This is a genomic window from Oceanospirillum sediminis, from assembly GCF_014164585.1.
Lineage (GTDB): Bacteria > Pseudomonadota > Gammaproteobacteria > Pseudomonadales > Halomonadaceae > Oceanospirillum > Oceanospirillum sediminis.
The window spans coordinates 1-18031 of sequence record NZ_JACJFM010000033.1; the positions used below are offsets into that span (position 1 = coordinate 1).

General features: G+C 46.2%; 14 protein-coding genes. 7 read left to right on the forward strand and 7 right to left on the reverse strand.

What is annotated here, in order from left to right:
* On the reverse strand, positions 1-939 hold a 939-nt coding region (locus tag H4O21_RS18845), incomplete at its 3' end, for a LysR family transcriptional regulator (RefSeq protein WP_182810441.1).
* A 156-nt stretch (positions 940-1095) separates the two neighbouring features.
* On the opposite strand from H4O21_RS18845, the gene H4O21_RS18850 reads away from it, so the two are divergent.
* The 4 genes from H4O21_RS18850 (at position 1096) to H4O21_RS18865 (ending at position 4662) form a co-directional block, all read left to right on the forward strand.
* Positions 1096-2289, forward strand: a complete 1194-nt coding sequence (locus tag H4O21_RS18850) for a glycine C-acetyltransferase (protein WP_182810442.1) — start codon at positions 1096-1098, stop codon at positions 2287-2289.
* Between the two features lie 59 nt (positions 2290-2348).
* The gene (gene tdh / locus H4O21_RS18855) at positions 2349-3374 is read left to right on the forward strand and encodes an L-threonine 3-dehydrogenase (RefSeq protein ID WP_368737572.1); all 1026 of its coding nucleotides are present in this window, start codon (positions 2349-2351) and stop codon (positions 3372-3374) included.
* A gap of 211 nt (positions 3375-3585) precedes the next feature.
* Positions 3586-4089 (forward strand): DUF2867 domain-containing protein, encoded by a 504-nt coding sequence (locus H4O21_RS18860; RefSeq protein WP_182810444.1) that lies wholly within the window; start codon positions 3586-3588, stop codon positions 4087-4089.
* Between the two features lie 15 nt (positions 4090-4104).
* A complete protein-coding gene (locus H4O21_RS18865) occupies positions 4105-4662 on the forward strand; it encodes a TetR/AcrR family transcriptional regulator (protein WP_182810445.1) in 558 nt (185 codons plus the stop codon).
* 47 nt (positions 4663-4709) lie between these two features.
* Here H4O21_RS18865 and H4O21_RS18870 read toward each other — a convergent pair whose 3' ends face one another.
* The 4 genes from H4O21_RS18870 to H4O21_RS18885 form a co-directional block, all read right to left on the reverse strand.
* Complete coding sequence (locus H4O21_RS18870; protein ID WP_182810446.1) at positions 4710-8999, reverse strand: PAS domain S-box protein; 4290 nt, start codon at positions 8997-8999, stop codon at positions 4710-4712.
* Positions 9000-9473: 474 nt separating this feature from the next.
* Positions 9474-10472: a DMT family transporter gene (locus H4O21_RS18875; RefSeq protein ID WP_182810447.1), complete on the reverse strand. Its 999-nt coding sequence runs from the start codon at positions 10470-10472 to the stop codon at positions 9474-9476.
* 168 nt (positions 10473-10640) lie between these two features.
* Positions 10641-12143 carry a Na+/H+ antiporter NhaC family protein gene (locus tag H4O21_RS18880; protein ID WP_182810448.1) on the reverse strand — a complete coding sequence of 501 codons (1503 nt, stop codon included), beginning with the start codon at positions 12141-12143 and terminating at the stop codon, positions 10641-10643.
* Between the two features lie 265 nt (positions 12144-12408).
* Positions 12409-13692 (reverse strand): NAD(P)/FAD-dependent oxidoreductase, encoded by a 1284-nt coding sequence (locus H4O21_RS18885; protein ID WP_182810449.1) that lies wholly within the window; start codon positions 13690-13692, stop codon positions 12409-12411.
* A gap of 353 nt (positions 13693-14045) precedes the next feature.
* On the opposite strand from H4O21_RS18885, the gene H4O21_RS18890 reads away from it, so the two are divergent.
* Together H4O21_RS18890 and H4O21_RS18895 are read left to right on the forward strand one after the other, a co-directional pair.
* Positions 14046-14744 carry a DUF3334 family protein gene (locus tag H4O21_RS18890; RefSeq protein ID WP_182810450.1) on the forward strand — a complete coding sequence of 233 codons (699 nt, stop codon included), beginning with the start codon at positions 14046-14048 and terminating at the stop codon, positions 14742-14744.
* A gap of 87 nt (positions 14745-14831) precedes the next feature.
* A complete protein-coding gene (locus tag H4O21_RS18895) occupies positions 14832-15509 on the forward strand; it encodes an HAD family hydrolase (RefSeq protein ID WP_182810451.1) in 678 nt (225 codons plus the stop codon).
* 79 nt (positions 15510-15588) lie between these two features.
* On the opposite strand, the gene H4O21_RS18900 is transcribed toward H4O21_RS18895, so the two are convergent.
* Both H4O21_RS18900 and H4O21_RS18905 read right to left on the reverse strand, forming a co-directional pair.
* The gene (locus H4O21_RS18900; protein ID WP_182810452.1) at positions 15589-16101 is read right to left on the reverse strand and encodes a hypothetical protein; all 513 of its coding nucleotides are present in this window, start codon (positions 16099-16101) and stop codon (positions 15589-15591) included.
* Between the two features lie 111 nt (positions 16102-16212).
* Positions 16213-17109: a LysR family transcriptional regulator gene (locus H4O21_RS18905; protein ID WP_182810453.1), complete on the reverse strand. Its 897-nt coding sequence runs from the start codon at positions 17107-17109 to the stop codon at positions 16213-16215.
* 146 nt (positions 17110-17255) lie between these two features.
* On the opposite strand from H4O21_RS18905, the gene H4O21_RS18910 reads away from it, so the two are divergent.
* Positions 17256-17801 carry an NADPH-dependent FMN reductase gene (locus H4O21_RS18910; protein ID WP_182810454.1) on the forward strand — a complete coding sequence of 182 codons (546 nt, stop codon included), beginning with the start codon at positions 17256-17258 and terminating at the stop codon, positions 17799-17801.
* Positions 17802-18031 lie beyond the last annotated feature (230 nt).

Below are 18031 nucleotides of genomic sequence, written 5' to 3' on the forward strand. Positions count from 1 at the left end.
TCCACCCTGATTCAGCTGGATATTCATCACCTCCAGAAGCCCCCGATCAGCTGTCAATGGAACTGGTTTATATTTAACCGGACAGCAGTGAGTCTGGCTGTATTGCATCGCGACAGCCCCGTGATAGTTACTCTTAATCATCCAGTCAGGCAGCACTTTTATTACACTTCCCTCCTCCAGAGCTTCTCTGACTACAAAATCATGGAAGATTCCAATACCCAAACTCTTTTTAACACCGGAGAGCCTCATTTGTGAGTGATTGACAGCATAACGCCCGGTGACAGCCACAGTCAGAAACTCATCATCTCTGACAAAGCCCCACAAGTGATCGGTTTCGTTTTCTGCCAGAAACAAACAATCATGTTGCTCTAAGTCTGATGGATGGTCAGGTATACCTCTGGTCCGCAGATACTCAGGACTGGCACACAGTACCAGGTAGGTCTTACTGATTTCTTTAAGCACCTGATTTTCATTGGGCTTATCAGTCAGACGAAAAGCAATATCGATACCATCCCTCAATAGATCAATATCACCATCTGCCGCTCGCAGCTTGAGCTGAATCTGAGGGTATGTTTCAAGAAATGGCAGAATTAATGGCTGTAACACAGAGTTCAGAAAAGCTTCTGGTGCAGCAACGGTTACAGAACCCGATGGCTCAGTATGATCAGCGACAGAGAGATCAACGGCCTGTTGAGCTGCATTGACCATCATCAGACTCTGGTCATATACCTTTTGCCCGGCCTGAGTGATCACTAAAGAACGTGTTGTTCTTTCAAACAATTTAACAGATAAGGCGTTTTCCAATCGGCTGATCAGCTTACTCAAAGCTGAAGGCGTAACATTCAGCTTTTTTGCGGCAGCAGTAAAGCTGCCCTCATTCACAACCAGAATAAATGCCGCCAGATCTGGCAGAAGAGCAATCAATTTCTGATTAATCATAAAACTATCTTCTATTTATGCCTCAAATTCATGAATGATTTTCCACCCAAAGGGATAATAGTCGTCCTATGGTTTAATTAATATAGCTTTCACTTCCCAACCGATTGGTGCTGCAGTGATTTCATCCGGCAGCTAACACTAAGAAGGAATGAGAGTATGTCTGATACCTTTTACCAGCAGATTCAGAAACAGATCGAAGATGTGAAAAGTGCCGGGCTTTACAAACCGGAGCGTATTATCACTTCAAGCCAGCAGGCATCCATCGGTATCTCTTCCGGAGAAGAAGTACTGAATTTCTGCGCCAATAATTATCTGGGTCTTGCCAACCACCCTCAGTTGATAGAAGCCGCAAAAACAGGCATGGATGAACATGGCTTTGGTATGGCCTCTGTTCGTTTTATCTGTGGCACACAGGATATTCATAAAACCCTGGAGCAGAAGTTATCTGAGTTTCTTGGGAAAGAGGATACGATCCTGTACACCTCCTGTTTTGACGCCAACGCCGGTTTGTTTGAAACCTTACTGGACGAAAACGATGCCATTATTTCAGATGCACTGAATCATGCATCGATTATTGACGGGGTTCGCTTGTGCAAAGCTCAGCGCTACCGTTATGCCAATAATGATATGACTGAACTGGAGCAACAGCTGATAGCGGCTGATAATGCCGGTGTTCGCCACAAACTGATTGTGACGGATGGCGTGTTTTCTATGGATGGCATCGTGGCCAATCTTCCCGGCATCTGCGATCTGGCAGATCAATATAACGCCTTAGTAATGGTTGATGATTCCCACGCTGTGGGTTTTATGGGCAAAACAGGTGCAGGCACCCCTGAATTTCACGGTGTCACAGATCGTGTTGATATCATCACAGGAACACTGGGCAAGGCTCTTGGTGGTGCATCAGGTGGCTACACATCCGCCCGAAAAGAAGTGATCGACTGGCTCCGTCAACGTTCCCGCCCCTATCTGTTCTCTAATTCTGTGGCTCCTGGCATCGTCTCTGCGTCCATTCGTGTTCTGGATCTGCTGAAAGAAAGTGCTGACCTGCGCAATCAGCTCTGGTCAAACGCCAGACATTTCCGTAACCGTATGACTCAGGCAGGTTTTACGCTGACCGGAGCAGATCATGCCATTATTCCGATTATGCTGGGGGATGCCAGAATCGCGGCTGAATTTGCCGACCGTGCTCTGGCAAAGGGTATTTATGTTATCGGCTTCTCTTATCCTGTGGTGCCCAACGGTAAAGCCAGAATCCGTACACAGATGTCGGCTGCCCATAGCCAGACGCAACTGGATCAGGCAATAGATGCCTTTATTGAAGTGGGTCAGGAGATGCGGATTATCTGATCGGGTATTTTGCTTCAGCCTCGTTATTGCACTGACTTCAGGAAAACTATGTTATGACCATTAAAGCCCTCGCTAAATTAAAACCAGAACCAGGCATCTGGATGACAGACGTTGAGATGCCAGAGCTGGGCCACAATGATCTGTTGATTAAGATCCGGAAAACGGCAATCTGTGGCACTGACGTCCATATTTATAACTGGGATGAATGGGCACAGAATACCATCCCGGTCCCTATGGTCACAGGCCATGAATACGTCGGTGAAGTGGTAGGGATAGGCCAGGAAGTGCGCGGTTTCCAACAGGGCGACAGAGTATCCGGCGAAGGCCACATTACCTGTGGTCATTGTCGCAATTGCCGGGGTGGCCGCACTCACTTATGTCGCAATACCATAGGCGTTGGTGTCAACAGAACAGGGTGTTTCTCAGAATATCTGGTTATTCCCGCTTTTAATGCCTTTAAGATCCCGGATGAAATATCCGATGATCTGGCTGCAATCTTTGACCCCTTTGGCAACGCCGTTCACGCTGCCCTTTCTTTTAATCTTGTTGGTGAAGATGTACTGATCACAGGAGCAGGCCCGATCGGAATAATGGCGGCTGCCGTCGCCAAACATGTCGGAGCCCGCCATGTGGTCATCACGGATGTCAATGATTACCGGCTGGATCTGGCTTTCAGAATGGGCGTCACGCGTGCGGTGAATGTTGCAGAAGAAAAGCTTGAAGATGTCATGGAAGAACTGGGAATGAGCGAAGGTTTCGATGTCGGTCTGGAAATGTCCGGTGTACCTGCGGCTTTTAACAGTATGCTGTCACTGATGAATCATAGTGGACGCATTGCTCTGATGGGGATTCCTCCTTCCAGCATGGCAATTGACTGGAATCAGGTAATATTTAAAGGACTGATTATAAAAGGGATTTACGGACGGGAAATGTTTGAAACCTGGTACAAAATGGTCAGCCTGATTCAATCAGGGCTGGATCTCACTCCTGTTATTACCCATCATTTTGATATTCAGCAATTCCAGCAAGGCTTTGACGTGATGCGATCAGGGCAATCTGGCAAAGTTATCCTGGAATGGGCCTGACACCCCATTCCCCGCTAATCTCAATTCAGATGCCTCAATATTCATATGTATACTCCACGGTCAGCCCCCAAAGTATTTATCACACCAGCCGTAGCCAGTTCCTTTCAGAAGATAAAGCCAGTTGCTCATTTTCTTTAATTGCCAACAACCATACCATACAGTATGGTATGGTTTATCAAGTAAAACATTCTCTGACATTTCTGGAGCACTCATGTGGCAAGTAAAGGATATACCCGTTCCTGAATCACACTACCTGACAGAAAAGCGGCAAAAACGTTATTTCCATGATGCTTTGACCGTTCCTTTACAGAAATCGGAACTCCGCCCGGATCAGATTCAGATAGCGATTTTCTCCCATATGCCTGATTGGGTGAACAACATGATGGCAATAAGAAATCGGTTGGTCAGAAGTCTGGGATTTAATACAGAGGGCAATCTGATGGAACAAACACCACCTGAACGTCTGCAGGAAGGTGATCAGGTGGGTTTTCTGAGCATTATTCATCAATCAGAGCAGGATATTATCAGTTACTCAGAAGACAAACATATGCAGTTTTATCTTGGAGTCAGTAAAACAGATACCAGTGCAATCGTATCAACACTGGTCAATCCCAAAACCAGAACCGGCTGGTTGTATTTGCAATTTATTCGCCCTTTTCACTGGCTGATCGCTCGTGCTGTGCTGCATAATGCCGTAAAGAAAAAACGCATATAGGTTATATCAGCATTTATGAGTTCTAAAGAGAATACCCGTGAACACTGGCTAAAATTCGCCCTGCAGCAGTTAATTAAGGAAGGGCCTGATAGCCTGAAGATTATGCCTTTATGTGAAGCCCGAGGAGTTACCAAGGGCTCTTTTTATCATCATTTTAAGAATCGGCAGGATTTTATCAGTCAGCTGATGGAGCACTGGTATCAAACGCTGACAATGGCCTTTATCGAACAGGCCGACACAGAGTCTGATGCTCTGCAACGACTGGAAAAGCTGGATCAGGTCATTGCAGATAATGATATCGAAGCAGAAATGCATATCCGGGCCTGGGCACTGAAAGAACCCGGACTCTCAGATTATCTGGCCAGAGTGGATGAGCAACGTCAGGATTACCTTAAACACTGTTACATTGAGCTAGGGGTTGATCCTGCACTGGCCCAGGATATCGCTATAGTGAGTTACGCCCAGTTTCTGGGGCTGTTACAGCTTCATCCCCGCCCCGATACCGAGACAATGCTGCGCTTATCAGGCCTGTTATCCAGGCAATTTTTCCCGGAAACAAACCAGACTGGCTAAGCCATCGTGCAATAACCTGTATTAGTTCAGATCAGATCTGGCTAACTTCAGTGGTGATCTGGCTTTATGTTAGTTTCATCAGAATAATGACGTTGCTGTAAAAAAGTCACCACTTCCACCTCTGACACCGGTCGGCTGAACAGATAACCCTGACCTTCCTCACAACCGGATTGCAACAGGAAGTCAGCCTGCTCTCTGGTTTCAATCCCTTCAGCGATTACTATCAAACCCAGGCTCTGTCCCAGCGCAATCACAGCCTGGGCAATTGCCATATCATCACTGTCATCAGGAATATCACGCACAAACCCCTGATCGATTTTTAGTTTGTGTACAGGTAATGCTTTCAGATAGCTCAGCGATGAATAACCCGTACCAAAATCATCAATAGCCAGGGTGATCCCCATTGCCCGGAGCTCATGTAACTCTGCAATGGCGTATTCAGCACGCTGCATAATGAACGACTCTGTGACTTCCAGTTCAATATACCGGGCTTCCAGCCCGGTCTCTTCCATAACGCTTTTAACTTCTTTTACCAACTCACCGCGCTGAATCTGAGGCCCGGCCACATTAATGGCAACCCGGCCAAAATCAAGGCCCGCATCCAGCCAGACTCTAGCCTGACGACAGGCAGTATAAAGTACCCAGCGTCCTATCGGATGAATCAGGCCAGTTTCTTCAGCGATCGGAATAAATTTTGCCGGTGAAACCATACCAGCCTGAGGCTGTTCCCAGCGAATCAGAGCTTCCAGGCCAATCGTTCGCCCGGAGGTCAGATCAATCTGTGGCTGATAGGCCAGATAAAATTCATTATTCGTAATAGCCTGGCGTAAATTATTCTCCAGCAGCACACGTTCAAATGCATTGCGAGTCAGTTCTTCAGTATAAAAGTGATAGTCGTCCCTGCCCTGTTCTTTTGCCTGATACATCGCGGTATCGGCATTGCGCAGTAAAGTAGTACTATCTTCACCATCCTGAGGGTAAACGCATATTCCCAGGCTGGTGGTGACACTCACTTCATGACTGTCCAGCTGAAAAGGAACCTTAAATGCTTTAATCACCTTTTCAGCAACGACAGTAACATCTCTGGACGAGTGAATATTCTCCAGCAGGAGAACGAATTCATCGCCCCCAATACGGGCTACGGTATCATTCTGACGAACTGATCCGGTCAGACGGTTTGCCGCTTCCAACAGCAGTTTGTCTCCTATCAGATGACCAAGACTATCGTTAATATGCTTAAAGCGGTCCAGATCAACAAAGACCACAACGAGTTGTGCTCTCTTGCGCTTCGCCCGCAGAATAGCCTGTTCCAGCCGTTCATTCAGCAACAGTCGATTCGGTAACCCTGTCAAAGGATCATGATGAGCCAGATGATCCAGTTCTTCCTGAGACTGTTTAAGCTGACTGATATCGTTAAACACAGCGATATAGTGAGTCAGTTCACCATCATCTTTACAGACACTACTGATATTCAGCCACTCAGGAAACACACTGCCATCTTTACGGCGATTCCATATCTCTCCACGCCACTGCCCTGTCTCATTAATCGATTTCCAGATGGCATCATAAAACGTCTTATCGTGACGCCCGGATTTCCAGATGCGAGGATTCTTGCCAATAACGTCCTGTTTTGAATAACCCAGGATCTCAGTGAACGCCGGATTGGTATCCAGAATATTGCCCTCTTTATCACAGACGATCACGCCTTCTGCCGTGTTTTCAAATACGCTGGCTGCAAGGCGTAAACTTTCCTCTGATTCTTTACGGGAGGTGATATCCTGAATAATGCCAACCAGTTTATCTTTGCCATCATGCAAAGAGTTCTGCCGGGCTGCTTTGCAGTATATCCAGCGACGCTTGCCGTCAGGCCGATCAATTCTGAACTCAATCTCAAATGAGCTGTGATTTTCAAACAGCACCCGGTGCAGGCTTTCAGCCACCAACGGCCAGTCCTGCTCAATCACCAGCTGCTTCATATAATCACGCCCATCATTGCCAGTAAAAGGCAGACCAGAAATACGTTCAACCTCGATTGAACACTGCGCGATATCACTGGCAATATCCAGCTCCCAGTAGCCCAGACTGGCAATATGCCCAGCCTCAAGCAGATAACGTTCACTGTCACGCACACGGGATAACAACAGGTTATTCGATAAAACCGTAGAAACTCTTTCTGCGATTGATGTAAATAGTAAAAGCTCCCACTCCTCCCATTTACGATGCTGACTGCATTGATGTACTCCCAATAACCAGGGCGTATCACCTGCCGGTCGAAGCGGAATCATCATCTGAGTTTTGATAGAAAGATCATGCACATAATCCGGAATATTCTCGTCACTGTCCGGCATATGAATAAGAAAGGGTTTATTTTCATCGAGCAGAGACTGTCTCATCAACTCTGCAGAGAAATCGTCAATGGGAATATCTATTTTCAGATCAAAAGCACCGGGATATCCAGGAACAGTCGATTCAACAGGTACTTTGAAGTAAAGCGCATGAGGATCACAGGGATAAACCAGCCAGGCTCTGTCTACCTGAAAAATATCCAGAATCATCTCCGTTAAACGTTTCAATAACAGCTCAGTACTCTGTTGCTGAACGATCTCTGAAGAGATTCGATCAAGACATTCCAGATAGTGGGTATGTTGCTTTATTTTCAGGTCATATTGCAGCCTGGATAAAACCGCGCTGAACACCTCAGCTGCAGTCTGCAGTAACCTGATATCTTCATCAGGCCAGGGCAAACTGCTGCTTTCTGAATCAAACCCAATAAAGCCATGATATTCACCACCGTAATAAAGCGGCACATTGATCATGGAAGCGATTCCGCTTTCCTGCATAAATTCGCTTAACGATTCCAATCCGGGCTGTGGCTGCTGAGTCGCAAAAATAAATCCATTCTGGTGTAGTTTTTCAAAAAAGCCCTGAAAATGACCGACTGGCGTGGATTGCAGCTCATCCTGCATAGGTTTTACCCCTTCAGCACACCACTCATGAGTATTAGAAAATGTTTGATGGGCATGATCAACCTGAAACAGATAACTCCTATCCGCACTGACCGCTTTTCCAAGAACCTGAAGCGCCTTATAAATCTCATCATCCAGGCCAGAAACTCCGGACTGTGTCAGATTAGCCGATACTTCTGCCAGAGCCCCTTCCAGTTCCAGACGATGGAATAAACTGGCCTCCATCTTCCTCTGGTCCGTCAGATCACGACCAGAACTCAGGCTGCCGATAATATTGCCAGCTTCATCCTCCAGAGTCGTATTATGCCAGGCGATCAGTCTTTTTTGCCTGCTTTTGCACAGGACTTCATTTTCATAATATTCAATGGAAGGATGCTCGCCACGCATAATACTGAGGAAGAAGGGGTATACTTCCTCCATCGCCTCAGGCTGTGGTAAACAGGTATCAAACCAGTTTTTCCCGATCAACTCTTCTTCCTGATAGCCTAAAAGCTCACAGGCATAGGGATTAATAATGCGAATGATGCCATCAGTATCCAGAGCGACCATGATACTTTGCATGGTATGCAGATACTTCTCCTGCAAAGCGTGTTCGTAATGAATGCGTAATTCGGCCCGTTTCTTATCTGTTGTATCCTTAGCCTGAATCAGAAAACCATCTAAGTGCCCCTCTTCAGAGCGCATCGCCTGTGTACAAGTATCGGCATACCGGGTCTCTCCGGCCAGGTTCTGATAAGTATCCTCAGTGAACAGTGGCCCATCCATCTGTTCGGCAGTCTGCAGGCGCTCTTTCCAGATAAGCTCCCATTGAGGAGTATGAATCCAGGCTGGTGTCTGCCAGAAAAGCTTACCAAGAAAGTCTTCAGGCTCGGCACCTGAAGTGGTCAGGGGAAGCTCATTAATATCAATAACACGACCTTCCGGGGATAACACGGCAATAAACTGAAATTGCTGATTGAACACATCCCGATAACGACGTTCACTGTCCCGAAGGGCTTTCTGGGCTTCTTTAATCAGGCTGATGTCGCGGGATATCACAAACACCCCTTCAACTTTATCGTCAACCAGTAAGGGACCTTTTGTAGTCATGCTATAACAGACTTTGCCCCTCAGATGGACCTCTTCTTCATAAGTAGCCGTTTCACCAGATAGCATGATGCGTTCATCATCGGATTTAAGTCTGAGAGCAATATCCCCCGGAAACAGATCAAAATCGGTCATGCCGACCAGACTCTCCCGCCTGATACCGGTTGCTTCGGCCATACCTTCACTGGCAGTCAGATACTTTCCCTGACGATCTTTAATAAAAATAACAGCCTGAGAGCTATTCATCAGTGCCGTTAACATCGCATTCAATTTGCTACTATCCATTCAGTACTCCCGGAACAATCCTGTATCAGCGCCAGGGTAAGGGTAAACGCAACAATACAGAAAGCCTTTCAGGCGCAATCAGTCTTACCAGGTTTATCGCTACTCAGCCAGACCTGTGCGTAATTTCACATATCAGGTCTGCAAGAGTATTTTCTTAACTGACTATTTATAGTTAAGTGTGTTACCTGACTGAAAATCAAGAAAGTTTTTCACAATATGGAATTGATCAGCTAAAAATTATCGTTTTCCTGATAACACAAACATCCGTGGGAATACATTATGTCAGTAAGTGCAGAAAATCAGACAAGTTCGTCGGGCATATCGTGTGATAAATGCCAGCAGAGAGTTATAGACAGAGAAAACATCCGAGTGATAAGAGTATCACCCGGATAAAGTTAAAATCAGAGATGGTACTTCAGAAACACCAGAAGCAGACAATTATATGATTGTCCGTTCTGGAATTTTTTTATCAGACTATGCCGTTTTCTGAGACTCGGCACTTTTCGAAGCCAGCTCCGGATTGGCTGTCGCAGTATGATCCAGAGGACTTATTTCAGGAGGATGCTTTTTGTCTCCCAGTTCCGACACCAGCATCCCGATCACAATGGCGATTGCACCCGCAACACCAATCATGCCCAGTGTCTCATCCAATATCAGCCAGGCAGTGATATACGCAAATACAGGCTCAGTCGCAAAGACCAGAGCAACCTTATAATCCGGCAGAATTTGCTGACAAGCTGACTGCGCCCAATAGGCATAGGCCGTTCCAAACATACCAGCAATAGTAATGGCTGAAAAAATGATAGGATCTGTCAGTTGTTCCTGCCAGCTGACCGCTTCATGGCCGGGCAAGTAAAAAGCCGGATCAGGAGATAACATTGCGGCACAGCTACTGTAAATAGCCACAGCAAATAACTGGCTGATACTCAGCGCAATCACAGGTAAAGAACCCACATAACGCCCGGTCATCACAATATGAATAGCAAAGCAAAAAGCACAGATCAGGACAAGAAAATCGCCATAGTTGAATTCCAGTTTGTCTCCCATCGTCAACAAATAGAGACCCAGAGTAGAGCACAATACACCCGCCCAGACAGCCCGACTGGCAGCGGTTCTGAAAATAAGGAAACCCAGTACGGGCACCAGAGGTACATTCAGCCCTGTAATAAAACCGGCATTAGACACACTGGTATGCAACAGTCCTTCTGTCTGGGTATAAAACCCTAAGCCGAGCATAGCGCCAAGAATCGCACCTTTCTGTATTACAGGGAGCAGCTGATCTTTGCGGACTTTCTCCCCTGATAAAAGAAACAGCGGGATCAAAGATAATCCTGCCAGAGTAAAGCGCAAAGCATTAAAAGTATTCACCGGCAGGCTTTCAATCGCCATATCAATCAGAACAAATTCAGCGCCCCATACAAAACTGACCAGCAATAGCATAATCAGAGCCATTCGATGAGAACGTATTGTCATACAAACCTCTGTGACGGCATCAATCCGTTGTTAATAAGCAGTCAATAAACCTGAAACCAGACGCCCCTGCATCCGAAGGAAGCAGGGGCACCTGGTCATACATTTTCAATTCAATCAATTATTGATCCGAAATCAGATCAGTTTTCCATTCCGGATTTATCAATCCACTCAGGCCATCATAAAGCCCAGCACCAGAAAACTGATAAAGGCCAGCACAGCACCGATTAATACATAGGGAATCTGAGTCACGGCGTGCTGCATAGGCGTACATCCCGATCCCTGAGCCGACAGCACCGTTGAATCACTGAAGAAGCAGGCATGGCTGCCAAATGCAGACGATGACAATAATGCACCGACTACCAGCGGCATAGAAATATCCAGTTCGAGGGCCATAGGCAATACAATAGGCAGAGTGATCACATAGACAGCCCAGCTGGAACCTGTGGCGAAAACAACAGCAGCCATCGTGGCAAATACCAGTGCCGGTAACATTGCTTTGGACAGATAAGGGGACAGAGAATCAATGATATAAGGCGTCATGCCCAGCTGATCATTAACCTCTTTCAGCATAAAACCTGCGCAGACCATAGCAATGGGATGCAGCATGACACGAAAGCCATCCAGCATAGAATCCACCAGTTGCGTAAAATCCAGCAGTCGCTGCCAGTAATACAGCACGATAGTGAATAATGATGCCACCAGAGCACCCAGCAGCAGATCCACTTCATAATAGATACTGGCACCAATCAGAACCGCCATCGGCAACAGGAAGTTCAAAAGACCAACAATCGGAGGGACTTTTTTAATACCCGAAGTATCAAAACCATCCTGTTTGATGCCATCCGGGACAGGCTGACCATTCTGAGCCCGCTGTTCAGCTTCTTTCATCGCTCCCAGATCGCCCAGGAAACCTGCGGCCACCAGAAAAACAATCACCAGAGCCAGCCAGCCGTAGGCCATATAAGGAATAGCTTCGATATACAGCATCATACCGCCGCCCTCTTTGGCAGCACCATTCTCTTCCAGCAGAGCAGCAAAGTAGACCGCCCAGGTTGATACCGGTACCAGAATACATACCGGAGCAGCGGTTGAATCGACCAGGAAGGCCAGTTTTTCCCGGGAGATTTTATAACGATCAGTAAGGTTTTTCATGGAAGCTGAGACGGCAAGGGAGTTCAGGTAATCATCAATGAAAACCAGAATACCCAGTACACAGGTTGTCAGCATGGTGCTGCGTTTACCTTTAATACGTGTGGCCAGCAGATCTCCGAAACTGAGTACACTACCGCCACGTTCCAGAATATTAATCAGACCGCCCATCATGCCACACACCAGAACAATCCAGGCAATGGTTTCATCCATCACCACCGTCATGGATATATCGCCCAGCCCGGTAAACAGATTGGCAGGATCAAGTAACAGAAGACCGGCAATAATTCCGGCAAACAGAGATTCCAGTGCTTTTTTACTGATGGCGGCCACCACCAGAATCAGAGTGACGGGTAAAATACTGTGAAAACCATAAGATTCGCCTTCTACATGCAGGGTCGATAACCAGGCAAATCCGGCCATAATCAGGCCATAAAACAGAATCCATCGAACAGGGCTATCAGACATACGATTGTCGTCGTACTCTCGAATCGAGATAGGCTGAGTAATCTCACTACTCATAACATTACCTTATTATATTAGTTGTTATTCTGTCGCCAGGTGTTGTGGATTTATTGCCATCTGACCTTCCGGCAGGAAGATAGAATAAACCCGACAACACCTCAGCAATGACTAAAAGTAACTCTGAACAGATCCAGACTTCAGAGTGTTATGTAAAGTACTTGTTATTATCAAACTTCCGGGATATCCCGGAAAAACAGCTTATTGGCTTCAGCGACTCTGCATGCCACCGGGCAACAGCTGTTTGCCAGAAATATGACAGTGATCAGATACCGAGTTTATCTCTCAGGCTGTAGTAAGCCGCTCCCATTGCAGTATATGGCACGCGCAGTGCCCGACCACCCGGGAACGGATACTGAGGCAAACTGGCAAAAGCATCAAAACGTTCTGCCTGGCCCTGAATAGCATCAGACAATACCTGACCAGCCAGATGAGTGGAGGTTACACCATGACCACTATAGCCCTGTGCGTAATAGACGTTATGCCCTACCCGACCAAACTGAGGTAAACGCATCAGTGTCAGCAGGAAGTTACCTGTCCAGGCATAATTCACTTTGACATTTTTCAGCTGAGGGAAGGTTTTCAGCATCTTTGGTACGACCAGAGATTCAATTTTATCCGGCTCGCGGGCACCGTAGGTGACACCGCCGCCATAGATCAGGCGTCCATCCCCGGATAAGCGATAGTAATCCAGCAGATAATTACAATCTTCGACACAGTGATCGCCAGGCAACAGCTCTTTTTGCAGCGATTCAGGCAGAGGTTCTGTAGTAATAACCTGCGTACCGCAAGGCATTGCCTTTTGCTCTACTTCAGGAATCAGCCCTGTCATATAGGCATTACCGGCCACTACAACAAAATCAGCGACAACACAGCCTTTTGCACTGTGTACCTTCGCTTTAATCCCCTCTTCAATCCGGGTGACAGGTGAAGCTTCATAAATCACACCACCCAGAGATTCAAATGCAGCGGCTTCGCCCAGCACCAGATTCAGAGGATGAAAATGACCACCGGAGTGATCCAGTAAACCGCCCTCATAGCGATCTGTGCCAATATGATCCTGGATAGAATCTGCAGATAAGAGTTCCAGCTGATGGTGGCCGTGAGACTCCCACAGTGATTTTTTCTCTTCCAGCTCTTTCATCTGCTTTTTGTTACAGGCCGCAAAAATGCCACCGGGCTTCAGATCACACTGAATATCATATTGCTCAACCAGGCGGCGGATAATCTTTCCACCTTCAAAGGCCATTGAACCCAGCTGCTCACCGGCTTTTTTACCGTAATTCTGCTCAATAAAGTCAATATCACGGCTATAACTGTGGACAATCTGGCCACCATTTCGCCCGGAAGCGCCAAAGCCAATGCGAGACGCTTCAACAACAACAACATTGAAACCTTTCTCGGCAAGATGTAAAGCGGTAGATATACCGGTAAAGCCTGCACCGACAACACAAACATCGGCGAACACTTCACCCTCTAGCGGAGACCTGATGGTCTGATCATTGGCCGAAGCGGCATAATAAGATGTGGTATGAGAAGGTGCTGACATAGACGCCCCCGATTCTGGTTATTACATTGCTGTTTTATGCCACTTAAGATACCTCTTCAATCGCAAAGGCATATATACCCACCAGGGTATATTCTGATGCAATGACGGCCTGCTCCTTTATCAGCTACTTTGTTCTCATCTGACGGCCACTGACAATCTGTTTGTTCATCCATACAATGGCAGCATCTGAGAAACTACGCCTGCATTCTGTACATAGAAAAAGGTACATTCGTTGTCGCGTCATTTGACACTAAAAATCTGCAATCAGACACGCAATCATATGATTTCTCAATAAAAGGCAGTAAGATTCATATATAAGATTTTTTAAGCTCGAACCGAACAAGGAGTTTACAGTGAACAAGCTTGCCACCGCCAAACGCTCTCGTGCTATTACGACAGAAGAAGTACTGTTGATTCTTTGCCACTCTGTAACGGAAGTACTGGGTAATGCAGGAAACGAGAAAGTTGACTACTCCCCTATGGTGCAAAAGATCAACAAAACCTGCCTACGCCCGGATATCGGTTGTTTCGTACTGTTTGATGGTGGTTTCTCCGGTCTTGTGATTATCAACTTCACCGCTGAATCGGCAATGGAGATCTATCGTAAATACCTGACAAGTATGGGAATGCCGGAAAACGAACTGGCGCAGATCCATACGTCTGATGAGGTAAGCGATGTCATGGGTGAGATTATGAACCAGATTGTCGGTGACTTTACGAACAAAGTACGCCACAGACTGCGCACCTCCATCACCCAGAGCCAGCCGAAAATGATGGCCATTAATAAACAGGTTCAGATCTCTGTTAACACCACACTGGATCAGCCTCAGTCCCGCCGTGTAACGTTTAATACAGAAAGTAATAATATTTTCTATCTGGAACTATCGATGGATAAAACGGAGTTTATTAAACTGCACGACTTTGAAGATATGGAACAGGAAAATCCGGATGATATTCTTGCTGAAACCAGCCAGCAAAGTGCCAGCCGCTCAGGCAGTGAAGCCAATGGTAATAGCGATCATGATGACCTGTTAAATGATCTGGGAATTTAATCCTGAGTCACAGTCCTGTCTATCTGTAAAGCCCGTAAAATAACGGGCTTTGATTCTTATTATGTATCAGTAATGCTGTATCAACCAATGAATTATCAAGCGGCTATTTTTGATATGGACGGACTGCTTCTGGATACCGAACGGGTTTGTATGCGCGAGTTTAAAAAAGCCTGTGAAGTTCAGGGTCTGCCCTTTTACGAAGCGATTTATCTGTCCATTATTGGTCGTAATGCTGCTGGAATAGAACAGATATTCCGGAATACTTATGCTGATGATTTTGATCGTTTACATAATGAATGGCGCACCCGCTACAATGCAGTAGTAAAACATCAGTCCATTCCCATTAAACAAGGTGTTATTGAACTGCTTGAATGGCTGAAGGCAATGAATATTCCAACAGCTGTTGCCACCTCTACCGTGAAAGACGTAGCCATAAAAAAGCTGGCTCTGGCCGGATTAGAACAATATTTTGATAATGTCACGACAGGCTGCGAAGTCAGTCACGGCAAACCCGATCCGGAAATCTATCTGCTGGCAGCAAGCCGGTTAAATATTGCGCCTGTACATTGCCTCGCATTTGAGGATTCTAACAATGGTGTTCGTTCAGCCGTCTCTGCTGGCATGATCAGCTATCAAATTCCAGATCTGGTTGAACCTTGTAATGAAGTCCGGGCCCTGGGCCATAAAATTCTGCCTTCTATGTACCAGGTACTTGATGAGTTGAAGCAGCAACGGCTGGATGGTGCAGCCCAAATCAATGTCTGAACTGCTTTGCCTGTTCCTGATCGGAGATAACCATCAGGCGATCCCCGATTACTTAACGTGTTAAATCAGGTATTGCGCGCTACTGACATTCTTCGTTGTAACCGTTATCCGTTCTGGCCGAACTGGCGATGATCTTTTTATAAGCCTGGTCACGATCAACACCTTTGTTCAGGCTTTTCTGAACCAGATACTCAAATGTCGGCCCATCCGGATTACCATATTTCTCCATATCTCTGGCTTGCAGCGCTTTCATCTCTTCAGCAGAGCTCATCATATACCGGGCATTCATGCGAGCCCTGTGGCGCGTATCAAAAGCACGACGGGCCCTTTCTTCCAGAGTCAATCCTGTTGTGATCCAGCGTTCATTAATAACCGGAATAGCCACCACCTGGTAGTTGTACCAGACACGTATTTCACAGTCTGTTTCAGGAACTGACACTAAAACATTTCCAGCAGGAGATGAGCTGGCTGACATGGCACTTTCAGGTTGTGAATGCGTCCCGGCACAACCTGCTGTAAGTGAAATTAATCCGGCAGCCAGTACACTACGACCATAACCGGATAAAGACGTCCAGGAGATTCCCTGCATCATAAACCTCATAAAACACTGACAGTTGTTGTTAAGAAGCTGTAATGATGACAAATGCCGGATCGGTATAACATTACATCTGATGACATTGAATCAGAATCAAACAGTAAGAAATCATAGAGAAATGCTGGCAAAATCAGACTCCAGCAAAAAATCGATCATCGCCTTAAGTTTAGGCGTCATACTGCTACGACTGGGATAAAGCAGATAGTATCCTTGCTCTTTACTCCCCCACTCTGGCAACACCGGTTCCAGTTGATGCTGTGCTATCGCCTGACTTGCCAGATATCCGGGCATAAATGCGATCCCCAACCCGGCCAGTACCATCTGTCTGATACTATCCAGATCATTCACCCGAACCCTGGTTTCTGGACGAAATGTATACTCTTCCCCAGAGGAGATTAGCTTTATTTCATTGAAAATACGATCAATTGCCATTGTCAGCATCTTATGTTCATGCAATTGCTGAATATTCTGCGGACGCCCATGCTTATCCAGATAATCCGGACTGGCAAAAAAAGACATATCATAACTGGCCAGATGCCGACTGATCAGGTCGCTGTCCTGTAAGTCTCCGACTCGCAAAACCAGATCATAACCTTCAGCAATCAGATCGACTGTTCGGTTTTCAAGAATCAGATCGACATCAATCTCAGGAAAACGCTGAAGAAATTCAGGTAACCTGGGCACCAGTAATAACTGCCCCAGTGAAATGGACGCATTAATTTTTAACCGCCCTCTGGGGACGTCTGTCAATCGATGCAGCGATTCACTGGCATTGCGTGCTTCTTCAACAATACGTCGGCAATGCTGATAAAACAGCTCCCCGGCCTCAGTCAGGCGAACACCCTTAGTTCCTCTTTCAATCAGCCTGATATTCAGTTCTTTTTCCAGCTCACTGACTCTGCGACTGACTCTGGATTTAGGTATACCCAGTGCACGGGCGGCTTCTGAAATCACGCCGGTCTCAGCGACTCGGGCGAAGATCACCATATCATTCAAATTATTCATGCCATTAATCGTTCTATATATGAAACACTATGTTTTATTTTCACACCTATACTTAGAAATTGGAACGGACTAAGCTGCAACACAAATAACGAAGTTACTATCGAACAACATCGCTCCGAATAAAAATTTACTGCCTGGAGAAAATTATGAAAGTCATCGCATTTGCTGCAAGCAACAGTCTTACTTCAATCAATAAAACACTGGCCACTTATGCTGCAAACCAGGTCAAAGACGCCAGTGTCGAAGTGCTGGACCTGAATCACTATGAAATGCCCATATACAGTCCAGAGCGTGAAGAAAATAGCGGTATTCCAGAACAGGCTCATCAATTCAGACAGCAGATTGGCGATGCCGATTTGCTCATTGTGTCATTTGCAGAACACAATGGCTCATACAGCGCCGCCTTCAAGAATATTTTTGACTGGGCATCACGTATTGATATGGAAGTCTGGCAGGGTAAACCCATACTGATGCTGGCAACATCCCCAGGCCCTGGTGGTGCCCAGAATGTACTGAAGGCAGCAGTGACTTCTGCCCCTTATTTTGATGGCCAGGTTAAGGCCTCAATGTCAGTTCCTTCTTTCTACGACAACTTTGATCAGGAAAGCAATACATTATCAGATGCAGATCTGCGCAATGAACTGGCTAAAGCGATAACCAGTCTTACCGATAGCCTTACTGTTAAAAGCTAAAGTAATTTCTGCAACATACTGAAAACGCTGATATATCATAGGAAATAAAGATATATTGAATATCATTATTTCCTGCTCTTATCACCATTGATTCTGATCATTAAGACCTCTTACACCCTTTGCTTACCGTTGCCTCTGACATCATACACAGCAACATTCTTCCTGGTATCAAAGCCTTTTCTACCCGGATAAAACAAATTTTTCTTCTTGTGTATCTTTAGCTACATAAC

Bases quoted from the DNA above. Each gene is read 5' to 3' on its own strand.
- H4O21_RS18895 (WP_182810451.1), top strand. From the start codon at position 14,832: ATGAATTATCAAGCGGCTATTTTTGATATGGACGGACTGCTTCTGGAT.
- H4O21_RS18880 (WP_182810448.1), bottom strand. From the start codon at position 12,143: ATGAGTAGTGAGATTACTCAGCCTATCTCGATTCGAGAGTACGACGAC.
- H4O21_RS18900 (WP_182810452.1), bottom strand. From the start codon at position 16,101: ATGATGCAGGGAATCTCCTGGACGTCTTTATCCGGTTATGGTCGTAGT.
- H4O21_RS18885 (WP_182810449.1), bottom strand. From the start codon at position 13,692: ATGTCAGCACCTTCTCATACCACATCTTATTATGCCGCTTCGGCCAAT.
- H4O21_RS18875 (WP_182810447.1), bottom strand. From the start codon at position 10,472: ATGACAATACGTTCTCATCGAATGGCTCTGATTATGCTATTGCTGGTC.
- H4O21_RS18905 (WP_182810453.1), bottom strand. From the start codon at position 17,109: ATGAATAATTTGAATGATATGGTGATCTTCGCCCGAGTCGCTGAGACC.
- H4O21_RS18860 (WP_182810444.1), top strand. From the start codon at position 3,586: ATGTGGCAAGTAAAGGATATACCCGTTCCTGAATCACACTACCTGACA.
- H4O21_RS18865 (WP_182810445.1), top strand. From the start codon at position 4,105: ATGAGTTCTAAAGAGAATACCCGTGAACACTGGCTAAAATTCGCCCTG.
- H4O21_RS18910 (WP_182810454.1), top strand. From the start codon at position 17,256: ATGAAAGTCATCGCATTTGCTGCAAGCAACAGTCTTACTTCAATCAAT.
- H4O21_RS18850 (WP_182810442.1), top strand. From the start codon at position 1,096: ATGTCTGATACCTTTTACCAGCAGATTCAGAAACAGATCGAAGATGTG.
- H4O21_RS18870 (WP_182810446.1), bottom strand. From the start codon at position 8,999: ATGGATAGTAGCAAATTGAATGCGATGTTAACGGCACTGATGAATAGC.